The 21363-nt window shown below is 51.1% G+C and carries 18 protein-coding genes and 1 tRNA gene; 11 read left to right on the forward strand and 8 right to left on the reverse strand.

Annotated elements, in window-relative coordinates; translation table 11 throughout:
* The first annotated feature begins 249 nt into the window (after window positions 1–249).
* Together AB1656_08310 and AB1656_08315 are read left to right on the forward strand one after the other, a co-directional pair.
* Window positions 250–1680 carry a hypothetical protein gene (locus tag AB1656_08310; GenBank protein ID MEW6235373.1) on the forward strand — a complete coding sequence of 477 codons (1431 nt, stop codon included), beginning with the start codon at window positions 250–252 and terminating at the stop codon, window positions 1678–1680.
* 84 nt (window positions 1681–1764) lie between these two features.
* The gene (locus AB1656_08315) at window positions 1765–3066 is read left to right on the forward strand and encodes a Gfo/Idh/MocA family oxidoreductase (GenBank protein MEW6235374.1); all 1302 of its coding nucleotides are present in this window, start codon (window positions 1765–1767) and stop codon (window positions 3064–3066) included.
* Window positions 3067–3165: 99 nt separating this feature from the next.
* On the opposite strand, the gene AB1656_08320 is transcribed toward AB1656_08315, so the two are convergent.
* The 5 genes from AB1656_08320 to AB1656_08340 form a co-directional block, all read right to left on the reverse strand.
* Window positions 3166–3555, reverse strand: a complete 390-nt coding sequence (locus tag AB1656_08320) for a response regulator (GenBank protein MEW6235375.1) — start codon at window positions 3553–3555, stop codon at window positions 3166–3168.
* A gap of 15 nt (window positions 3556–3570) precedes the next feature.
* On the reverse strand, window positions 3571–4125 hold the full coding sequence (locus AB1656_08325; protein MEW6235376.1) for a chemotaxis protein CheX: 555 nt from the start codon (window positions 4123–4125) through the stop codon (window positions 3571–3573).
* A gap of 417 nt (window positions 4126–4542) precedes the next feature.
* A complete protein-coding gene (locus tag AB1656_08330; GenBank protein ID MEW6235377.1) occupies window positions 4543–4947 on the reverse strand; it encodes a bifunctional nuclease family protein in 405 nt (134 codons plus the stop codon).
* Between the two features lie 35 nt (window positions 4948–4982).
* Window positions 4983–5597, reverse strand: coding sequence for a Maf family protein (locus AB1656_08335; GenBank protein MEW6235378.1), 615 nt, complete (start codon window positions 5595–5597; stop codon window positions 4983–4985).
* Window positions 5598–5726: 129 nt separating this feature from the next.
* Window positions 5727–8393 (reverse strand): carbohydrate binding domain-containing protein, encoded by a 2667-nt coding sequence (locus tag AB1656_08340; protein MEW6235379.1) that lies wholly within the window; start codon window positions 8391–8393, stop codon window positions 5727–5729.
* A gap of 146 nt (window positions 8394–8539) precedes the next feature.
* Between AB1656_08340 and AB1656_08345 the strand changes: the two genes are divergently transcribed.
* From AB1656_08345 to AB1656_08355, 3 genes are all read left to right on the forward strand, one after another.
* A complete protein-coding gene (locus tag AB1656_08345) occupies window positions 8540–8968 on the forward strand; it encodes an Hsp20/alpha crystallin family protein (GenBank protein ID MEW6235380.1) in 429 nt (142 codons plus the stop codon).
* Complete coding sequence (gene lon, locus AB1656_08350) at window positions 8965–11364, forward strand: endopeptidase La (GenBank protein MEW6235381.1); 2400 nt, start codon at window positions 8965–8967, stop codon at window positions 11362–11364. The genes AB1656_08345 and lon overlap by 4 nt, the downstream gene beginning before the upstream one ends.
* A gap of 100 nt (window positions 11365–11464) precedes the next feature.
* Window positions 11465–13027, forward strand: coding sequence for a Do family serine endopeptidase (locus AB1656_08355; GenBank protein ID MEW6235382.1), 1563 nt, complete (start codon window positions 11465–11467; stop codon window positions 13025–13027).
* Between the two features lie 347 nt (window positions 13028–13374).
* Here the strand turns inward: AB1656_08355 and AB1656_08360 are convergent, their stop codons facing one another.
* Genes AB1656_08360 through AB1656_08370 form a run of 3 tightly spaced genes read right to left on the reverse strand, consistent with a single transcriptional unit; the run spans window position 13375 to window position 14528 of the window.
* Window positions 13375–13758 carry a VOC family protein gene (locus AB1656_08360; GenBank protein MEW6235383.1) on the reverse strand — a complete coding sequence of 128 codons (384 nt, stop codon included), beginning with the start codon at window positions 13756–13758 and terminating at the stop codon, window positions 13375–13377.
* A complete protein-coding gene (locus tag AB1656_08365; GenBank protein MEW6235384.1) occupies window positions 13755–14075 on the reverse strand; it encodes a helix-turn-helix domain-containing protein in 321 nt (106 codons plus the stop codon). Before AB1656_08365 ends, AB1656_08360 begins: the two co-directional genes overlap by 4 nt.
* 12 nt (window positions 14076–14087) lie before the next feature.
* Window positions 14088–14528 (reverse strand): helix-turn-helix domain-containing protein, encoded by a 441-nt coding sequence (locus AB1656_08370; protein ID MEW6235385.1) that lies wholly within the window; start codon window positions 14526–14528, stop codon window positions 14088–14090.
* Between the two features lie 165 nt (window positions 14529–14693).
* Here AB1656_08370 and AB1656_08375 point away from each other — a divergent pair.
* The 6 genes from AB1656_08375 to AB1656_08400 all read left to right on the forward strand — a co-directional run.
* A tRNA-Glu gene (locus AB1656_08375) sits at window positions 14694–14765 on the forward strand.
* 280 nt (window positions 14766–15045) lie between these two features.
* On the forward strand, window positions 15046–15678 hold the full coding sequence (locus tag AB1656_08380; protein ID MEW6235386.1) for a (2Fe-2S)-binding protein: 633 nt from the start codon (window positions 15046–15048) through the stop codon (window positions 15676–15678).
* A gap of 1 nt (window position 15679) precedes the next feature.
* Entirely contained in the window at window positions 15680–17917 is a 2238-nt protein-coding gene (locus AB1656_08385; protein ID MEW6235387.1) for a xanthine dehydrogenase family protein molybdopterin-binding subunit, read from the forward strand.
* A 4-nt stretch (window positions 17918–17921) separates the two neighbouring features.
* Window positions 17922–18896 (forward strand): FAD binding domain-containing protein, encoded by a 975-nt coding sequence (locus AB1656_08390; GenBank protein ID MEW6235388.1) that lies wholly within the window; start codon window positions 17922–17924, stop codon window positions 18894–18896.
* A gap of 189 nt (window positions 18897–19085) precedes the next feature.
* On the forward strand, window positions 19086–19856 hold the full coding sequence (locus tag AB1656_08395; protein ID MEW6235389.1) for a ThuA domain-containing protein: 771 nt from the start codon (window positions 19086–19088) through the stop codon (window positions 19854–19856).
* Between the two features lie 56 nt (window positions 19857–19912).
* The coding region (locus AB1656_08400; protein ID MEW6235390.1) for a sulfatase at window positions 19913–21363 on the forward strand (1451 nt) is incomplete at its 3' end.

A 21363-nucleotide genomic window follows, 5' to 3' on the forward strand; every position in this document is an offset into this window, starting at 1 on the left:
AATAGAATAAATTATGAAAATATTTGCATATTTACATGGCTACAATCCTTGCCGCACAAAAAAGCGCAACCTCAAAAATATCCAATGGTTACGCCTAGTATTCCGATTATTTCTTTAGGAACTTCGGCCTAAAAAATGTAAAGGATGGATGGACGGGAAACCTATTCTCCGTTGACACCGCAAAACCGCGCGGAGTAGAGTAGACGATGTTGGATCAGCCGATCGTCAATTCAAGAGGAGGGAATTTCCATGTCGTCCGAGATCAAGCGAAGAGAATTCATTCAAGCGTCAGCGGCGGGAAGCGCGCTATTGTTGGGCGCCTCGGCGCTTCCGGTCAAGCGATCCTGCGCCGCCAACGGCATGATTGTCAGTCCCGGCTGCCGCAAATCGAAAGTGAAAGTCGCAAAGATTTACATGGGCGACGCCAAGCCGATGTGGCCCAAAGCCGAATTGGATTTGAAAGCGGAAGTAGAGAGATACGAAAAGGAATTCGCGAAATTAAGCCAAGAGATGTCGGATGTGGAGTTCGTTACGAATGCTCTGGCTTCGACGCCGGACGAAGTGAAAAACCTGACGGACGCTATGGCGGACGCCGACGGCGTTCTCGCCGTTCAACTCTCGATGCGTACGATGGACGAATTACAAGCCATTCTCGCAATGGGGAAGCCTACGGTCCTTTTCGCCGCGCCCTATTCGGGCCATGAGTGGGTGCAATACGGCGCCCTGCAAAAACAGAAAGAGGGAGAATTGTTCGATTGCCTATTGACAAGCGATTGCAGCCAATTGGCGACGGCCATTCGACCGATCCGCGCGATTCACCATCTGAGGGAAGCGAAGATTCTCAATATCACTTCGAACGAACTTAACGAAAAATATCTGCAATCCATCAAAGATAAATTCGGAACGGAGATTAAACGAATCGATCGTGACCGCATCATGGCCGTCTACGATTCCATTCCCGACGCTGACGCCAAAGCGGAAGCGAAACGCTGGATATCCGAAGCGGAAAAGGTCGTAGAACCGGACGATGACGAAATCTTCCGTTCCTGCAAACTGGCGCTGGCGTTCGAGAAGTTGTTGAACGAAGAGGAGGCGACGGTAGCGACGACGGATTGCTACGGCACGATGTATCATCAACTGCCCGCCTTTCCCTGCATCGGCAACACCCGCTTGAACGACATGGGATTGGGCGGCATCTGCGAGTCGGACCTTTCCAGCGCTATGACCCATATTCTGTTCCAAGGGTTGGCGGGAAAGCCGGGATTCATCAGCGATCCCACGATGGATATGTCCAACCAAAGCATCATCCTCGCTCACTGCCTCGGCTCGACGAAAATGGACGGCCCGGAAGGCGAACGCGCCCCCTATAAATTGCGAACCATCATGGAACGCCAGGAAGGCGCCGTGCCTCAAGTCAGAATGCGCGTCGGCCAAAAAGTTACTCAGGCGATTTTAATAGGCGACAATCTTATCCGCTATTTCACGGGTGAAGTCATCGACGCGCCGGATATCGACAGAGGCTGCCGCACGAAGATTACTGTGCGCGTCGATGGCGACGCCGACAAACTTTGGCGCGAGTGGCAGCATGGCCTGCACCGCGTAACCTGCTACGGCGATATAACGACCGATCTCAAACGCTTCTGCCGCTTCAAGAAAATCGAATTGATCAACGAAGCATGAGTTTCGTAGGGCGGGCTCATAGCAAAGCGCAGCTCGCCGTTTTCTTAACTTTTTTCCAAAGATAACTGAAAAGGAACCATCCTAATGAAAAGCAATCGACGTATTTTCTTAAAGACGGCGGCTGCAGGAACCTGGGCTATGACAACGATTCCTTATGGATACGCCGCCGAGCGAAAAATAAATATGGGCGTCATTGGATGCGGCTGGTACGGCATGGTCGACGCGCGGGCGGCGGTGAAAGCGCGCGATATGATGAAAGCGGGAGACGTCGAAATCGCCGCCCTATGCGACGTCGATTCCGAGCATCTTAAAAACAGCGCCGATGAAATAGAAAAGTTACAAGGCAAGCGCCCTACTGCTTTTAAAAATTACCAAGACCTTCTGGCTCTAAAAGAATTGGATGCGTTGATTCTCGCCCCGCCGCCCCATTGGCACGCCCTACCGTTTATAGCCGCATGCGAACGAGGCTTGGATATCTACTGCGAGAAGCCATTGGCTTACGATTTGCGCGAAGGCCGGGCCATGGCCGTTGCAGCGCAAAAATGCGGCCGCGTCATCCAGATCGGTTTTCAACGCCGCCAAAGCGGAGCGATCGACGCAGCCAAGAAATTCATTCAATCCGGCGGAGCGGGGAAAATTAATCAAGCGGAAGCGCAGATTCATTATAACGCTGGCGTCAAGGATGAAGACTTGATAGTACAAGACCCCCCCGCGTCTCTCGATTGGGATTTGTGGAGCGGTCCCGCGCCCAAATTGCCCTATCGGCCTCAAATCGGTCATTTTAAATGGCGTTTGGAAAAAACGACGGGACATGGCCATCTCGTGGATTGGGGGATTCATCTCATCGACGCCGCGCGCCTGATTTTGGAGGAAACGGCGCCCAAGCGCATCACAGCTTCCGGCGGTTTGTATTATTACAAAGACAAAATAACCACGCCGGATACGCTAACAGTCTGTTTCGAGTTCGAACGCTGCCCTCTCGTCTGGCGTCATCGCATCTGGGGGGCCGAGGAATACGATCCGAACGTCAGCAATGGAATCTTCTTTTATGGAGATTTGGCGACGGTATTCGTTTCGGACGACAAATGGATCGTTATTCCCAAAGGCAAAAATAAAGAACGGCGGGAAGAAAAAATCCAAACCGACGCCGGTCTCAACCACATGATGGATTTTCTCCATGCCGTCCGCAATCGAAAGCAGCCCAGCTGCCTGATTTCAGACGCATTCCATTCGACAGCCTCCGTCCAACTCGCCATGATCGCTTTCGAAACGCAATCGTCCGTGGTTTGGAACGAAAAAACGGAACAGATCGAAGGAAACGAAAAAGCGGACGCGTTGTTAAAACGCGAATATCGAGCCCCTTGGAAACATCCCTTCACGGGATAATCTGGAATAGAAAAAGGCGAAAAGGGAAAGGATGCGTTCTTTTCCCCTTTTCGCCAGCTATTTGAGTGCTTTTCCGAAATGTTTATAAAATCGGCTCTTTTAGGCGATCTCCGCCTTTTTCGTTTGGCTGAAGAGCGCGAGCGTCTCTTCGATCTTGGCGGCGGCTTTTTCCGGCTTAAAAGGCTTCAACAAGTAATTGTTGACTCCCGCCTTGAGCGCTTCATTGATTTGGGCTGGATCGGCTAACGCCGTTACCATCATGATGGGAGTCTTTTTGTCCAATTCCCGAATGGCTTTTACGGCGTCGATTCCTTTCATGTTCGGCATATTCCAATCCATAAAGATAATGTCGTAATTGTTGCGGGACGCCATTTCCACGGCTTCAATTCCATCCGTGGCTTGATCGGCCTGAGTAATGCCCGCTTTAAATACAACAGAGATGAGAACGTTTCGAGCTAATCTGGAATCGTCGACGATTAAAGCTCGCATGACTTTTCTCCTCCCTTAATTATTGTCTTTTTTATGAATCGATATTCTTATCGTAAACGGCCCCAACTCGCTGCTGAAGGGAACTTCGATCCAAGCCGCCATCGATGGATACTCCATTTGAAAGCGGTTGCCTCTTATTACGGTGGGAATCGTCAAGTCGACGGGGACTTTCACATCCTGGTTTAAAGACGCTTGAGCGCCTCCCGCCACAATATTGACGAATTCGGCGACGGCGTCAATCACCATAGAATCCACTACAACGATTTGGGACCGATAGGCGCGGCTAACCATAGCCAAAGCCGTTTTTACAGGAAAGGCCATGGCTACGTTTCCGCGTATGCAGCCGCTTAAGCCGATCAACGCGACAATATCGAGTGTGGGTGGAATCCTAGTGGTCAATGCGATATCTTCACGTACCACTTGGCAATTCAACATGGTTTCGAAAAGGTTCTTAACGCTTTCAATAAAGGGATTTATATACTCTGCTTTGATTGAATTTGAAGAATTTTGGAGCAATCGAACCGTTGTAAAGTAATCGTTATCGCCCATTTTCATAGCTGCCGGTCTCATGTGCGCCTCCATCGCATCAACAAGGATTTATTAATACGCCAATGAAGTCAAATCTTATTTTAGCCCCTAATTTGAATGTATTCTTTAATGATAATTACTTTATTGTAAATAGTCAATACAAATCATAAAAATTCGTAACTCTCCATACCTCCCCCCGAAAAAGGGGCAAATAAAATAAAAAAAAGGGAATTCTTAAAGAATCCGCCGTATATAGATTATACACTATAAATTTGAAATCATCCAAAAAAAACGAAATAAATGATTATTGCAATCTTGTTATTGCCATTTATTACAATAATCGCGGAGAGCGCCAAAACGTTACACTGTATGCTTAACACACGGATTTATGGATACATATCGATATTTGGGAAGAAACTACCGTAATGGAATAAAGCAAATAAGGGAGAAAAAAGCAGGTTACGATTCTTTTTCTTTGGCAACTTGTTCCAGCACTTCCGGCTCTACGAAAATTGGAGTATTGGTGCGGACGGCAAGAGCGATAGCGTCGCTTGGACGCGAATCGACATCGGCGGGACCGTTGGAAGTAGAAAAATAAATGCGGGCGTAAAAAGTGGAATCGCGCAAATCGTTGATAATGACCTCTTTCATCTGAGCGCCGAGACTATTTACGATATTGACGGCTAAATCATGGGTCAAAGGGCGTTGGATGCGGATGTCGTTGAGCGCCAAATGAATCGATTGCGCTTCATAATAGCCAATCAGGATCGGCATCAGCCGGTTCCCATACTTTTCCTTTAAAATAATGAGCTGGTCCGCTCCCGTTTCATCAAGGCGCAGTTCGTAAAATTCCATTTCGATCATAAATAACAACCCCTGTTTTTCCCCGTTCCGGTTCGCTAATACGCCGTTTCGACGGATCCGGTATTGGTGGAAATTCCCAACTGTTGAAATATTTTGCCAAGCTCCAGCGTCGGCAATCCAATGATATTATGAAAAGAGCCTTTAATTTCCTTCACCAGGACTTTTCCCCGTCCTTGAATAGCGTAGGCGCCCGCTTTGTCCATCGGTTCGCCGCTCTTCACGTATTCTTCAATATCCTGCAGCGACAAATTCCGAAAACGAACGGACGAACAGACGGCCTGGACGATCTGGATATTTTGTTTTTGATTGTATACGCAAATTCCCGTCCATACTTCGTGCCAGCGATTGGAGAGGCGGCTCAGCATCAGGAGCGCTTCTTCCGGAGATTTCGGTTTTCCCATGATAACCGCATCGACGGCGACGACCGTATCCGCCCCTACGATCAAGTAATCGGCGTAGGCTTGTCCCACTTTAACCGCTTTTTCCAACGCCATGCGCGAAGCGTAAACATTGGGCCGTTCTCCCAAAGGCGGCATTTCAACCAAATCGCTGGGAATCGTTTGGAATACGATATCCATCTTCTCCAACAATTTCCGGCGCCGGGGAGATTCGCTCGCGAGAATGATGCCTGAGAAAACGGGAAATCCCATTATCGATAATCCATTAGGAAGATTATATTATCATTAGATTATAGGATCAGCGGCGAAAAGCACAAAGGGACTGGCCTTCGCCTTTTTTTCCCCAATTGTCGGATTCGATCGATTGCAACCCCCTTTTTGTCAATATTGGCCGCCATCTCCAACACTCGCCGACGGAAAAACCAATTCGTACCACAAAGACGGCTGATTGCGCATAAGATCGACGACAACCGCCTCATCCGAAAATTGGATCGCCTGAGGAATAACTTCTTTGCGGACGCCGCGTTCGTCGAGAGAGAACAGTTTCGCGCTGACTAGAGGCGCTTCTTTCAAAGGCGGATCCGTTCGGCTGAACGTCAGTTGCAACGGAATCGCTTCCACCATCGGCGGACCTTCGCCCCATTGATTGCCCACGGATTCCTTGCCGCCGTCCTTCCATTTCATGCCTTGATTCTCCGCATAACCCGTCGCCGTCAACAGCCAGGAGCGTTCCTTGTTTTTCTCGCCCATATAGGTGAGAAGAATGTTGGCCCAATCTTGAATCGTCTCGCCGATCTCCAATTTTACGCCATGACCCAGATCGAAATGGCGCCCGGAAACGAAACCGACGAATCCCTTGGTTTTTTCCGCCCGGATCGCCGCGAACGATTTGCCTTTCATGGAATTGTCCCAGGTCAATTCGTCCGTATCGGAAGTCATGATGCGCGTTGTCGGCGGAACCTTGGGATTTTCTACAGGCTGAGGATTCTCTTCGAATCGCATTTCCGTCCGCATCCAATAAGGGGCGGTACTTTTTATCCCCGCATCGCTGAAGGGGCGATACCAGGTACTGCCGTTATGTTCCGTCAAGTTGCCGAGATATTCCCGATAGCTCATCGCGCCCACGGCGCGTTGCTTGGCTGGAGATATATCTCCTCGCAAAAACATATTGGCCGCCGCCGGCATGGCCAGCATTTTCGGCGTATTTCCGGCGATATCGAAAAAACTATTCATGGATTTTTTGCTGAAATTGTTGTTATGGCTATAGGCGAAGAAAAAGACGCCGTCCCAATCCTGAAACGCGGCGTAGGCCATCGTCAGAGGAATGCACTCGGAGGCGTAAGTATTGGGCGCAGGGTGGTTATATTCCGAAACGGTATAGGCGCGCCCTTCCACCCGCGCCTGCATCAACTGTTCCAGCGGATTGCTCATTTCGTTAAGGATGGAGTCGTTGCGGACATACCAATCAACGGCGTCCCAAGGCTTGTTGGGAAAAACGGGATGCCGCCAATAAGCGTGATGATCGATGAAATCGTTGGCCAATTGCGACGCAACGGCGCCGAATCCCAACTGCGTCCCGGCGATTATCGATTTCACTCCCAACTCGCCGCGTAAATATTGGTTCATATCCTGATAATACTGCGTCTCGCGTTGTACCAAAAATTCGATCCAATCCCGCTTCGCCGCCGCCGATCTCTCGCCGAAACGGCTGCGCGGAAGTACGTTGATCGATGCGTTTTCCAGACTCTCGCCCGCTGGAAGCCCAATTGGAGTCCCATCGATCAATGAAAACTGCGCCACCCATAATATGCCCAATTCATCGCCCAAATCGCCGATATCCAAGCGAGCGTCCGGTTCGTCCCGATTGGGGGAGAAGGACAATTCCACTTTCTTCCATTCGGAACCAACTTGGATATTTTTCGCTTCGTCCAATCCTTCCCAAGGACTATGATTCATTTTGACGCCAACGCTGACATCGCGAGATCGATCGGATTTCATCCAGGCTGAGAATGAATAGAATCCGCCGCCTTTTAAACTAAGGCCGGGATAAAAAGTTTGGACATGCCACGATTCTTTGCCAACAGCGGTCGTGGTCAATTTCAGCGCCTCGGCGCCGTCCGGCCCTTCGGGAACGATTTGCCTGGTTCCCTTCCCTTCCTCGATTTGTTGGAATACCCAATGATTCGCTCCCTCTTTCAATTGTTCCTGACCGGAACCGGAAGCAGCGGCGCGCCAGGCGGTTTGCACAGCGCCGGTATTGGCGTATTTCTTTTGCAGAAAACGATTCCAATCCAGTTGCAAGGGTACGACGTATTCCGCGGGAAGATCGTCCAAATCGCCGCCGCTCCACTTGCTCGCCAAGCCGCTTTCGTTATTGATTTCGATCATAGCGATGCACGGTTCCTCGATATATCGCGTTCCCGTGTAGGGATTGCGATGAGTCAACAGATCGCGGGCGTAGTTTTTCTGCAATTCGATCAGACGGGGAAAGTAGTGATCGACGCCCTTGTCGTAGCCTGGAAGTTTGTCCGCTTGCGGCAAACCGTCGGCGGCGACCGTCTTCCGGCCCACTTTCAAATTGATATTGGAATAAATTCCATGGCGTTTCAGTTGATAAATGAAATAATCGAAGCGGTCGAGATTTTCCGCGTCCAGCGCTTGTTTCTCCGGCGTTCCCTCTTTCCAGACGCCGTTAGGAGCGCGCAGGGTGTCCATATGATGATGACGTATTCCATTAATGCCGTATTTGGCCATGCGCGCAGCGACTTTTTCCGATTGTTCATGAGTGGGGAAATTGCCGCTGAAAGCCATGTTGACGCCAAGGATGCGAAAGCGCCGTCCTGCGCCATCGATGAAATGGCCGTTTTCGATATGAATGAAGCCGCTTTTGCCGGCGGGTTTGTCCAGCAAAGCGCTGACATTGGTTACACCGTCGCCGGCGTCATCCCAAGGCAGCAAAAACGGCGTCAACTCTCCCGCATTCAAAGAAACGGCAATGCCGGATAGAATACATAAACATAGGATTGAATTTCGGTCGCAGCGCGTCATGACAATGCTCCTTTATGGGAATGAAAGCTGTTTCATTATATCGCCGCCGCCGCCGGACGTCATCTCGTTCGGCTGCGGCTATTGAGATTCAAGGCCGGATTCGCTAGCTTCATGGTTAAACCCGTTGCAAAAAGGGGAATTATTCTATGGTTCGCATGATCCGTAAACCCAAATCGAAGATTTACGTCACCGAGGACAACCTGGGACAAACGAAAAACGTTATCGAGTTTCAATATTTCGACGCTCCGGACGCGCCCAATACCTGGAATCCCAATATGGATATTTTCGAGACGGAAGAGGACGTCGTCATCATGATCGAAGCGGCCGGACTGGACGAAGATTCGGTACGCTTGCACGCTATGGATAACCGCCTGGTGCTGACGGGCGAGCGCCGTTTGGAAATGGAAGCCTCCATCATCCGTTATCATCAATTGGAAATCCAGTTTATGCCCTTCCAAAAAACCATCATTATTCCGGGCATAATCGACGTAGAGAAAGTCAGAGCCAAATATCGCAACGGAATGCTTACGATCAGCGTGTCCAAGCGTTATCTCGAAGGGAATTGCGAAGAATGACCGAAATCGTTCAAGAAAAGATCGAGGAAGCAAAAATCCCCGACTGGCTGCCGTTGGTGATGTTGAATAACGCCCTCCTTTTCCCCGGAGCGGCGGCTCCCATCGCTGTCAGCAGCGACGAGGCAACCCGCGCCATCGAAATCGCCGCCAAAAGCAACCGCCTCTTCGCCGCCGTCGCGATTCGAGAGGAGCCCAAAAAAAACACGCGTTCCTATAACCATTTATATAAGGTCGGTTCCGTGGGACTTATCCTGCGGATGATGCGCGGCGCCCAGGACGTTACCCAACTTGTCGCCCGAGGCTTGCAGAAAATCCGCATCCTTAGCATCCAAAACCGCGACGGCGTTCCCTGGGCCAAAGTCAAAACCATAGAGGAAGACAAGCAATCCTCCAAGAAGATCGACGCTCTGACCCGCCAGGTGGCGCAAATGGCGGAAATGCTGATCCAACGGGCGCCCCTGATCCCGGACGAATTGCAAGGACTCCCCTCCTCTATGCAAAATCCCCACCGCCTAGCCTACATGGTTCTGAGTCTGACGCGAGCGAAAGTGCCCCGGCTGCAAGCGATCTACGAAGCGGAGACGCTGGAAGAAAAACTGCGTCTGACGCTGAAGGAAATCACAAGCGAATTGGAAATCATCAACCTGGGCGGAAAAATTCAAGAGGAAATTCAAAACAAGATTGGAAATTCTGAAAGGGAGTTTTATCTGCGCGAACAATTGCAAGCCATCCGCAAGGAACTGGGCGAGGCGGAGGACGAAAAAGTCGAAATCGAGGAACTGTGGGACAAACTCCAAAAGAAAACTCTTCCCGCCGCCGTCCGGGAAAAAACCCAATCCGAGATTAAACGTCTCGACCGCATGTCCGTATCCTCGCCGGAATATCCTATGACCCGCAATTACATCGAGTGGCTCATGGAATTTCCCTGGATGGAAGAAACGACCGACAAGTTGAATATCAACCAGGCGGAAAAAATACTCAACCAAGACCATTTCGATTTGAAAAAGATCAAAGAGCGCATACTCGAATTTCTCGCGGTCCGGAAAATGAATCCCCACATCAAAGGCCCCATTCTCTGCTTCGCCGGACCTCCGGGCGTGGGAAAAACCTCTCTCGGCCAATCCATCGCTAAAGCGCTGGGACGGAAATTCGTCCGCCTGTCGCTTGGCGGAATGCACGACGAAGCGGAAATCCGCGGACATCGGCGGACGTATATCGGCGCCCTTCCCGGCGCCATCGTCCAACAGATACGAAGAGCGGGCAGCATCAATCCCGTTTTCATGCTCGACGAAATCGACAAGGTTGGGAATACGTTTCGCGGCGATCCCTCTTCCGCCCTGTTGGAAGTGCTGGATCCGGAACAGAACCACGCTTTCCGCGATCATTACATGGAACAGGACATCGACTTGTCCAAGGTGCTCTTCATCGCCACCGCCAACAGTCCCGACCGTATTCAACCCCCCCTTCGCGATCGCATGGAGGAACTCCGCCTAGCGGGATATACGACGAACGAAAAAGAACAAATCGCCGTCAAATATCTGATCCCCCGCGCTATAGCTAACAATGGGCTGGCGAATTCCGATGTAGCGTTCGGCCAGTACGGGTTGAATTTTCTCATCCGAGGCTATACGCGCGAGGCGGGCGTCCGCAATCTGGAACGAGAGATCAATTCCATTTGCCGCAAGATCGCCGTCAGGAAATCTAAAGGGCGGTGGAAAAAGCGCAAAATCACTCCCGCCTTTATCCAGGAGTTGCTCGGCGTCGAACGGTATTTAGACGAAATGAAGCGCCGCACCTCGCGGCCCGGCGTCGCCGCCGGACTGGCGTGGACTCCCGTAGGCGGGGAAATCCTCTTCGTGGAGGCGCTGCCTATTCACGGGAGCAAGGGCATTTTGCTGACGGGAAAACTGGGCGATGTGATGAAGGAGTCGGCGCGAGCCGCTCTTTCTCTCATCCGATCACGCTGCAAAAAACTGGGCATCGACGAGGAATACTTTCCTCATCACGAAATTCACCTTCACGTTCCCGCCGGAGCCGTACCCAAGGATGGACCTTCCGCCGGAATCACCATGGCTGCCGCCATCGCTTCCGCCGCTATGAAAATCCCCATCCCCAACGACCTGGCCATGACGGGAGAAATTACGTTGTCCGGCCTGGTTCTGCCCATCGGGGGTTTGAAGGAAAAAGTTCTGGCCGCCCATCGCGCAGGCATCTATCACTTAATTATTCCCACCCGCAACGAAAAGGATTTGGATGAAGTGGATGCGAAAATCCTCAAAGACATTCATTTCACTTTCGTGGACGCTATCGATCAGGTGCTGGATATCTGTCTGGTTAATTCGAAAAATCGAAGAAACGCAGGGAAAACGAAACGAAAAAAACCGTCTTGGAAGTAAAACCGTTGGGACGTTTTTTTCGTTACTTTTTAATGACAAGACCGTAAATTCTTCGTCATGAATACTCCATTAAAAAAAATCCGTTTCAGGAGGTTGTACAATGACGCAAATGATTTTTAAGTTCCAAAAGCAGTCGATCGCATGGCTTTTCTTTTTCTCCCTGCTCTTCGTTGGGAACGCTCCCCTATACGCTCAAACCGAAAATCCCGCTAAAGCCCTAGCTCATGCTTTTCGCCAAGCGGTGGAGAAAGTGATCCCCGCCGTCGTCAGCATTAGTGCGGAGAAAAACGTGAAGATCAAGAAAATGCCGGAAATTCCCGGCGGACAAAAGGATAATCCGGATATGCCCAATTTGCCGGATATTTTCAAATATTTCTTCCCAGACGACATGTTCCGCATTCCCCAAGAACGAAAAAGCGCCTGGCAGGGTTCCGGCGTACTCATCTCTCCCAAGGGCGAAATTATGACCAATGTCCATGTCGTGGATAGCGCGGAAAAACTGACGGTTACGCTCGATAACGGCGACGAGATCGAAGCCGAAGTCGTCGCCGTAGACAAGGAGACCGACGTCGCCTTGATTAAACTTAAGCAGGACGGCGAATACTCCTACGCCAAGATCGGAGACTCGGATCAACTCATGGTGGGCGACTGGGTGCTGGCCATCGGCAATCCCTTCGGACTCAGCCAATCGGTAAGCCAGGGCATCGTCAGCGCCAAAGGGCGCACGAGTTCCGACGTTCCCATCGGCGGCGGCTCCTTTACGATCAAGGATTACATCCAAACCACGGCGGCCATCAATCCCGGCAACAGCGGCGGCCCCTTGATTAACATCGACGGCGAGATCGTCGGCATCAACAACGCCATCCAGACAGCGGGCGGCATTCCCGCCAACATCGGCATCGGCTTTGCGATCCCCTCCAACCTGGCGAAATTCGTCATCGACAATCTCCGGGAATTCGGACGGGTGAAGCGGGGATATATTGGCGTCAAGCTGAGCAATCTCGACGTTTCCGACGTGGCGAAATATTACAAGCAGGAATATGGAATCAACCACGGAGCCTTGATTGCCGAAGTGATGCCGGACACTCCCGGAGCGAAAGCGGGCTTGGAAGCAGGCGACTTGATTATCGAATATAACGGCGAAAAAGTGAAAGACGACGGCGCCCTGGTCAATATGGTTACGAAAACTCCGGTGGGATCGACGGTAACGCTGACGATTTTACGCCAAGGCAAAAAAATCACTAAAGAAATGGTCTTGACGGAACGGCCTTCCGTAGATGAACTGGCGAAGGTGGAAGAAAGTTCAAGTCCCGGCCAAGCCCAATCTCTCAGCGAGGAACTGCTGGACATGGCCGTCGAAACGCTAACGCCCGAAAAAGCGAAAGAGAAAGGTTATGACGAAAAGCAGAAAGGCGTCCTCGTTACGAAATCGATTCCCGGCGGCGCAGCGTTCAATGTCGGAATCCAACCGGATGACGTGATCGAATACATCAACGAAAAGTCGGTGGAAAACGCCCTAGAATTCAAAGGCATCTTGGAAAAAATCAAAGAGAAGATGACCGAAGAAAAAGACGACAGCCGCGTCGTGATGCTGCGCGTCAACCGGGCGGGCGGACGCGGCTTCCCTCGCTTTATTGCGCCAACTATCACTTTGGATAACTAAGTGGAATATAGCGGAAATCGAACCAGGCCGTTCGCCGGAAGACGGGCGGCCTGGTTTTTTTTTCTATAAAAAATGCTGCTCAAAAACGCCATTTTATCGCGTAATACCTGACTGGAGATTCCCATTGACAGAATAGAATTTCCATTGGCCGGTTTTCTTCCCATCAAGATACTTACTGACCGAACACGCCTCACTACCCTTTTAGTAGCCGCTGATTATTCCATTCTTCAGTTTACCATCCGCATCAAATTGGCTTTTGTCCATCTTCATCAGAGTTTTTAAAGGTTGGGAAAGACGATGTGAGGTTTACGTTGCGGTATCACAGAAACCAACCGCCTATCGTTCCGCTATTTCTGGGCTATTTGAATCAAGTTTCCGCAAGTATCGTTAAAAACTGCGGTTGTCACTTCCCCGTGCGTTGTAGGCGGCTGCGTAAACTCGACGCCAAGTTTTTCCAAACGAGCATGTTCAGCCTTAACGTCATCCACACCGAACGAAGTATAGGGAATGCCATCCAGAACCAAGGCTTCCTTGAATGGTGGAACGGCTGGATGAATGCTTGGCTCAAGCAACAATTCCACACCATTGGGTTGGTCTGGCGATGTGACTGTTAACCATCGATGCTCGCCTAGCGGCAAATCGGTCTTTTTAACAAAACCGAGCATTTTTGTGTAGAATTGTAACGCCTTTTCTTGGTCATCAACAAATACGCTTGTTACAACAATCTTCATTTCGAATTATTTCCTTTCTTTTTGTATTTTTGCAACCAGCAACTAATTAGCCGAGTAGCCTCTGGCAAATTGTTCGTATGCAATTTAGTGCGTCCTTTCCAACTAGTCCTCACCAAGTCAGCATCTTCTAAAACGGCCAGGTGTTTCGATACTGCTTGACGTGTTAAGGTAATACCATGTTTCTCAATTAACCGGACAACAATCTCAAACAACGATTGCTCATCGCGTATCGCCAGTTCGTCAAGAATCGTTCGCCGCGTCGAATCCGACAAAGCGTGGAATATAGAATCTAATTGTTTCGTCGTCCCGTTTGCCATGTCCTAATATTATTATGCAACCATTTGGTTGCATGTCAAGATGAATAACAGAAATTTTTTGGTTGATTTGGATTTAATCTCTTTGAATACGAATTTTTGCCTCTTCACTATGTAGTATGCAGTTGTATGAACAGGGGGTAGAATCTCCAAGAGTTGGAATTTCAGTTTGGCTCCAATCAGGTTAATCATCGTGATGAAAAATTTCGAATTGCGGAAGCCTCGCGAACTGGTTTTCACCACTGGACGGGCGTGAGCGGGCGGTTGGCTGCGGTTGCCGTCCTTGATGGCTAGTGGGCCGTCCTTCCGAATCCTCAGGCGCAGCCGATAGATTTGACGTTCGCTCCGTTGGAGAATTCCAGCGGCGGTTTTTACGGTCATGCGGCCAGCCAGGGTTTCTTGGATCACGCCGAGTTTTTGGGCTTCGTTCATGGTCAATGTCACCTCGTTCGCCAAAGCAGGAGACCTCCTTTCTCGATCTCCTACCATCGGCAATTTTCTTTACGAGGATGACATTTTCACTGTGGCGTTAGACCCTGACATTTTCACTGTGACGTAACACCATTTTATCGCGCGGTTGACAGACAAAACGCCGGACGATAATATTCTTTTCTTGAAAATGGTCCTATCGTCTAGGGGTTAGGACGTCAGGCTCTCATCTTGAAAACCGGGGTTCGAATCCCCGTAGGACCGTTTCTTCCCTTCTCTTTATCCGAAAAATTACCCCAAAAAATTCTCTGGACAAGTTCCTTATTTTCCGGTAGTGTTAAAAAGCGCTCCTTCCAAGAAAGCGCAATGCTATTCCGATTTGAGGGATGGGATGACGATCTTGTTTTTGTCCGAGATAGCGCTGCTGCGATAAAACATCGGCGCAGGGATGTCTCGCTATTTCTTTGCGCGTATTGTATATTTCCTATTTTTCTAGTTACGCTCTTCATTTAAACCTTTTACCGTCTACGGAAAGGAGAGAACCATGTCCGATGCGATGGAAGGAAAATCCGGACCGCGAAAAGAGCTGACCCGGCGCTTGTTTTTAAAAGGCGTAGGGTCCAGCGCCGTCGCGGCCCCCGTGCTGGCGGGCGCCGAAGCCCTCAAGGAGGCTCAGGCGGAGGAGACGAAGATTCTCGGCCCCGGCCTAATACCAATTCAGCTGGCTATTAACGGCGAAATCCGAAAAACCTTAGCCGAACCGAGAGAAACTTTATTGGACGTATTGCGCAACCGGCTTGACATTACCGGCGCTAAAATGATCTGCGACCGGGGATCGTGCGGCGGCTGTACGGTTTACATCGACGGTAAGACCGCCTATGCCTGTATGATGCTCGCCGTTCAAGCGCAAGGGAAAGAGATCGTTACGATCGAAGGGCTTACCAATGGCGATGAGCTCCATCCCGTACAAGAAGCCTTCATCGAAGCCGACGCGATGCAGTGCGGCTTTTGCACGCCCGGCTTCGTCATGTCGATGGCGGCCATCTACCGAGAGAATCCATCCGCTTCGCTGGAGGAAGTGAAAGAGGGAATCGCCGGACATATCTGCCGCTGTGGAACCTACTCTCAAATCTTCAAAGCCGCCGAACTCGCTAAAAGCAGGTTAGGAGGGAAATAAAATGGCCAAGAAACTATCCTCCCTCATTGGACATGAAGGCATAACCAAAAGGGTTGACTATGAAGTCCCGGAAGACGAGCCTGATTTTTGGGGAGCAGATTGCGAATTCGCCATCGCGGGCAAAAAAAGCATCCGCCGACTCGACGCCTTTCAAAAAGCGACGGGCAAAGCGAAATACGCCCATGACGTCAACCGCCCTGGAATGCTCTACGCCGCTCTGACCATCAGTCCCTTCGCTTACGCCAAAATCAAAAACGTCGATATTTCCAAAGCCGCCAAAATGCCCGGCGTCAAAGCGATCGTCGTTACTGGCGATAAAGAAGCCCGCTTCGCCGGTTGGGTGCTCGCCGCCGTGGCGGCGGATACGATCCAACAAGCCCGCGATGCGGCGCGCAACGTGAAAGTGGAGTACGAAGAACTGCCTTTCGTCGTCGACGGCGGCGAAGCGGTGAAAGAGAATTCACCCAAAATCCATGCCGAAGGCAATGTGAGAAAAGGCCGCCAGCAAGATCGCGGCGATATTCAAAAAGGATTACAAGAAGCGGAAGCGATCCATGAAGCGGATTACGAGACGCCCACAACGCCCCATAACACCCTCGAAACCCACGGCTGCGTGGCGGAATGGATGGGAGACGAACTAACCGTTTGGGACAGCACGCAAGCCATGTGGAGCAATCAACGCTCGTTGGCCCAGGCTTTGGGAATCCCCATCAACAAAGTCCGCATCATCACGCAATTCATGGGCGGCGGCTTCGGCAGCAAGTTGGGGCTGGAATCCTTCGCCGTTCTTTGCGCCAAACTGGCGAAGGAGGCGAAGCGCCCCGTCAAGTTGATGGCTGACCGCTATGCCGATACGACGGGCTGCGGCAATAAGCCCGCCGCCAAGATGAGCGTGAAAATCGGCGCCAAACGAGATGGAACCTTGACGGCCGTTTCCCTGAAATCTTACAACATTGTCGGCCATTCCGGCGGCGGCGGCGTCGCTCCTCCCTTTCTGGATTTTTACGATTGTCCCAATGTCCATATTGACGAATCCAACGTCTTGATTAATGCAGGCGCCTCGCGTCCCTTCCGCGCTCCCGGCCATCCTCAAGGTTCCTTCGGCATGGAGATGGCTCTGGAAGAATTAGCTATGAAACTGGGCGTAGATCCCCTAGAAATGCGATTGAAAAACGTCTCGGCCAGCGAGTTGGACGCTCGCGTTCATGAACTGAAACTAGGCGCCGAAAAGTTTGGTTGGAAGGACAAATTCAAAAAACACGGCTCCGCGACGGGCCGGACGCGGCGCGGCGTCGGCTGCGCCGTCACCTATTGGCCTTACTACGGCAGCCCCGGCGGCGCCATTGTTCGCTGCACCATCTTTCCCGACGGCGGCGTGGAAATGGCCAATAGCGTTCAAGACATCGGCACGGGCTGCCGCACTATGATCGCCGTAACCGCAGCGGAGACGCTGGGAATCGGCGTAGAATCGATTCGCGTAACCATCGGCGATACGCAGATCGGACTCATCGGCCCCACCAGCGGCGGCAGCGTTACGACGCCCACCACCGCTCCCGCCGTCCGTTCCGCCGCTTATAAGGCTCAGCGCCTATTGTTCGAAAGAGCAGCCCGGAAATGGGAAACCAACGTTGACGATATCGACTGCAAAGATTCCATCGTTTTCCGCAAAAGCGCTCCCGCGACGAAGATAGCGTGGAAGGAACTGGCGGCCATGATCGGCGGCGGCTCTATCGCCGCCTTGGGCGATCACGTCGAGCGCCCCCGCATTGAAGGAATGAATATCGGAACGCCGGTGCGCGGCGCTCAATTCGCTGAAGTGGAAGTCGACGCCGTTACGGGCAAAGTCCATTGCCTGAAAGTCCTCGCCGTTCACGATGCGGGGAAAATGATCGCCAAAGCCCAAGCCATAAGCCAAATCTGCGGCGGCGTCATCCAGGGCGTCAGTTTCGCGCTGCTGGAAAATCGCATCATGGACAATATGGCCGGACGCCAAGTCAACGCGAATATGGAAAATTATAAAATACTCGGCCCCTTGGAAGTTCCGGAGATCGAAACCGTCATCGTCGATGTTTTCGATCCCGTGAACAACGCCAGCGCCAAGGGATTGGGCGAACCGCCGCACATCCCCACCGCCGCCGCGATCGGCTGCGCCGTCGCCAACGCCATCGGGATTCCTATCCGGTCGCTGCCGATTACTCCCGATAAAGTTCTTGCCGCTTTGCAAGGAAAGGAGGGTTGAGATCATGAACCGATTCCAATACGCATCCGCCGCTTCCGCCAAAGAAGCCGTTTCTCTATTGGATAAGGATTTCGGGAAAACCAAAATCCTGGCGGGAGGTTTAGACCTGGTAGGCGAGTTGAAACAATACATTATCGAACCGGAAACCGTCGTCAATATTTCCGATATTAAGGAATTGAATTATATCGAACCGGAAAACGGCGGATTAAAAATCGGCGCATTGACAACCTTAATGCAAATCGCTCAAAGCGAACCAATTCGCTCCCATCACGCCGCCTTGGCGCAAGCGGCGAGTATGGTGGGATCGCCGCAAATCCGCCACATCGGCACGCTGGGCGGCAACTTGTGCCAACGCCCCCGCTGCTGGTATTACCGCGATGAAACCTATCCTTGCCTGAAGAAGAGCGGCGAGATTTGTTTTTCCGTCGCGGGCAGAAACCGTTATCACGCTATACTGGGCGGCTCGCCTTGCTTTATTGTTCATCCCTCCGATTGCGCCACGGCGTTAATCGCCTTGGGCGCTTCCATTCGCTTATTAGGTCCCGACGGTCCCAGAGAGCTGCCGCTGGAAGAATTTTTTACATTGCCGGAAGTGGAAGTAACGAGGGAAAATGTCCTCCATCCGCAAGAAATTATAACGGAAGCGGTTATCCCCGCGCACAAAATGAAAAGCGTTTTTCTGAAATTCAAAGAGAAAGACAGTTTCGACTGGGCCGTCGCCACGGTGGCCGCCGCCTTGGAATTGGAGGGCGGACGGCGCTGCGTGAAAGCCAACATCATCCTCGGCGCCGCCGCTCCTATTCCCTGGCGGGCTAAGAAAGCGGAAGCGCTGCTGGCGGGGCAAACCATCTCGGAAGAACTGGCGGAAAAAGCGGGCGCCGCTGCGGTAGCGGACGCAGAACCGCTAGAAGAAAACCAATATAAAGTTTCCTTGCTTAAAGCCTTGGTCAAGCAATCGATTCTGCAAATAGCCGGATAAAATTCGCCTCGTTATTTTTTCCCGGGAAAAGGCGGCCTCATGCCGCCTTTTTCTATGAATCGCAAACGCGAATTATCGAAAAGATTCCTTTCCATTTTTATGAAATTTTTGATATGGTTAAATCTATGAAAAAACGCAGATTTCTTTTTATTCGCGTCATGAATTGAATCAACGGATAAGGGGATAACCATGAAACGATGGACGCTAATCATTCTTACGTTATTTGGATTTTTCCATGCGAATGCTATCGGGGCCGAAAAGATCGCTATTATCGCCGACGAATGGCCGCAGATGGATCTTCTGGCGGAAAAACTGCTCGGCCAGGCGGGGTATGAAATCGATAAATTCGTACAGGAAAAATGCCCCGCCGATCTTTCCGGCTATTACGCCGCCTTCTCTTTTATTCACGGAAACATGAGCGCGAAAGCCGCCGATGCATTGATGAAATTCGCCCGCAACGGCGGCAGGTTGATCGTCCTGCATCACGGCATCTCTTCCAAAAAAAGAAACACGCCGGGATGGCTCCCTTTTTTAGGGATATACCTCGCGCCGAATGATGACAAAGCGGCGCCCTACAGCTGGACGGAGGATGTAGATTATTTGCTCGTGAATCTTCAGCCGCATCATTACATCTCTTCTCATAATGTGAAATACGATAAAACCGTTTCTTACCAATCTTCGGATTTCCCCAGTCAATCCATAGATGCTCCCGCGCTCGAAATTCCCGATTCGGAAGTTTATTTCAACCATCAGTTCATTGACGGACGCGAGAAAACCGTGTTATTCGGTTTTCTCTACGAAGATAAAAACGGAATAAAGACCATGCAGGATCGCGGCGGCTGGTATAAGCCGGTAGAGAAAGGGTGGGTGTTTTATTTCAAGCCCGGCCATTCCGTTAAAGACATCGAAAATCCCAATTATTTTCAAATTATATGGAACTGTTTAACCTGGAAGCCGTAATCATACGACTCAATGTTCTCGATAAGAGGCCTCGTTCGCAAGAATAGGAGCCGGTTATGAAAACTCATCGCCGTCATTTTCTAAAACAAACCTCGGCGGGCATGGCGGGTTGGCTCTGCTGCGCTCCGTATTTCTCGTCCAGCGCTATTGAAAAGGCGCCGTCTTCTCGGCCAAATATCCTTTTTGCAATCGCCGACGATTGGTCCTGGCCTTATGCGGGCGCTTATGGCGATAAAGCCGTTCCTACGCCCACCTTCGACCGCGTAGCGCGCGAGGGCGTCCTCTTCACCCAAGCCTTCGCAGCCGCGCCGCAATGCTCTCCTAATCGGGCTTCGATTCTGACGGGACGAAGCATCTGGCAGAACGAGGAAGCGGGAACGCATAGCAGCTATTTTCCCCAACAATTAACCGTTTATCCCGACATCCTCGAAGAAGCAGGTTATAGCGTAGGCTTCACCGGCAAAGGATGGGGACCGGGTAACTGGAAAGACGCCGGGAGAACGCGTAATCCCGCCGGTCCCGAATTCAACCGGCGCAAGTTGGATTCCCTTCCCGCCAACGGCATTAGCAATCGAGATTACGCGGGCAATTTCAAGGATTTTCTGGCAACGAAGCCTAAGGACAAACCCTTCTGTTTTTGGTATGGCGGAAACGAGCCGCATCGAAAATACGAAAAAGGTTCCGGTTTGAAAGCGGGACTCCCCATCGATCGGATTACCGTTCCGCCCTTTCTGCCGGACGATCCGGAAATTCGCAGCGACATCCTCGATTATTTCTTGGAAGTGGAATGGTTCGATCGGCAATTAGGGCTGATAGTGCAAGCATTGGAAGAAACGGGGGAAATAGAGAATACGCTCTTCGTCGTTACCAGCGACAATGGAATGCCCTTCCCCGGCGCCAAAGCCAACTTGCGCGAATATGGCTTGCATATGCCTCTTGCTATACGTTGGCCAAAACAGATAAAAGGCGGACGCGTTATTGACGATATCGTCGGTTTCACCAGCTTCGCTCCAACCTTTTTGGAAGCGGCGGGCTTGCATGTACCCCAAGCCATGTCCGGCCGCAGTTTCCTCCCCTTGCTCGCGTCGAACGGATCCGGTCTAGTCGATCCCGGACGAAATCAAGTGTTTGCGGGCAGAGAACGGCATTCGCACGCCCGTTATGACAATATGGGCTACCCCTCGCGATGCCTGCGCACTCCCGATTATCTTTACATCCGCAATTTCAAGCCGGAACGCTGGCCGGTCGGCGATCCAGAGGAATTTTACGATGTCGACGACGGTCCATCCAAACAATTCATGTTGAAAAACCGATCGCAAGAAAATCAAAAAAAGTTGTTCGAACTCGCTTTCGGCATAAGACCATCCGAGGAACTGTTCGATATCCGCAAAGATCCCGGTTGTCTTGTCAATTTAGCGGCGAATAACGAATATGAAAAAATCAAAAACGATTTGAAAAACGCATTGGAAAGCGTATTGAAGGAACAGGGAGACCCACGGCAGATGAG

Source organism: Candidatus Omnitrophota bacterium, assembly GCA_040755155.1.
Lineage (GTDB): Bacteria > Hinthialibacterota > Hinthialibacteria > Hinthialibacterales > Hinthialibacteraceae > JBFMBP01.

Bases quoted from the DNA above. Each gene is read 5' to 3' on its own strand.
- AB1656_08310 (MEW6235373.1), top strand. From the start codon at position 250: ATGTCGTCCGAGATCAAGCGAAGAGAATTCATTCAAGCGTCAGCGGCG.
- AB1656_08315 (MEW6235374.1), top strand. From the start codon at position 1,765: ATGAAAAGCAATCGACGTATTTTCTTAAAGACGGCGGCTGCAGGAACC.
- AB1656_08320 (MEW6235375.1), bottom strand. From the start codon at position 3,555: ATGCGAGCTTTAATCGTCGACGATTCCAGATTAGCTCGAAACGTTCTC.
- AB1656_08325 (MEW6235376.1), bottom strand. From the start codon at position 4,125: ATGAGACCGGCAGCTATGAAAATGGGCGATAACGATTACTTTACAACG.
- AB1656_08330 (MEW6235377.1), bottom strand. From the start codon at position 4,947: ATGATCGAAATGGAATTTTACGAACTGCGCCTTGATGAAACGGGAGCG.
- AB1656_08335 (MEW6235378.1), bottom strand. From the start codon at position 5,597: ATGGGATTTCCCGTTTTCTCAGGCATCATTCTCGCGAGCGAATCTCCC.
- AB1656_08340 (MEW6235379.1), bottom strand. From the start codon at position 8,393: ATGACGCGCTGCGACCGAAATTCAATCCTATGTTTATGTATTCTATCC.
- AB1656_08345 (MEW6235380.1), top strand. From the start codon at position 8,540: ATGGTTCGCATGATCCGTAAACCCAAATCGAAGATTTACGTCACCGAG.
- lon (MEW6235381.1), top strand. From the start codon at position 8,965: ATGACCGAAATCGTTCAAGAAAAGATCGAGGAAGCAAAAATCCCCGAC.
- AB1656_08355 (MEW6235382.1), top strand. From the start codon at position 11,465: ATGACGCAAATGATTTTTAAGTTCCAAAAGCAGTCGATCGCATGGCTT.
- AB1656_08360 (MEW6235383.1), bottom strand. From the start codon at position 13,758: ATGAAGATTGTTGTAACAAGCGTATTTGTTGATGACCAAGAAAAGGCG.
- AB1656_08365 (MEW6235384.1), bottom strand. From the start codon at position 14,075: ATGGCAAACGGGACGACGAAACAATTAGATTCTATATTCCACGCTTTG.
- AB1656_08380 (MEW6235386.1), top strand. From the start codon at position 15,046: ATGTCCGATGCGATGGAAGGAAAATCCGGACCGCGAAAAGAGCTGACC.
- AB1656_08385 (MEW6235387.1), top strand. From the start codon at position 15,680: ATGGCCAAGAAACTATCCTCCCTCATTGGACATGAAGGCATAACCAAA.
- AB1656_08390 (MEW6235388.1), top strand. From the start codon at position 17,922: ATGAACCGATTCCAATACGCATCCGCCGCTTCCGCCAAAGAAGCCGTT.
- AB1656_08395 (MEW6235389.1), top strand. From the start codon at position 19,086: ATGAAACGATGGACGCTAATCATTCTTACGTTATTTGGATTTTTCCAT.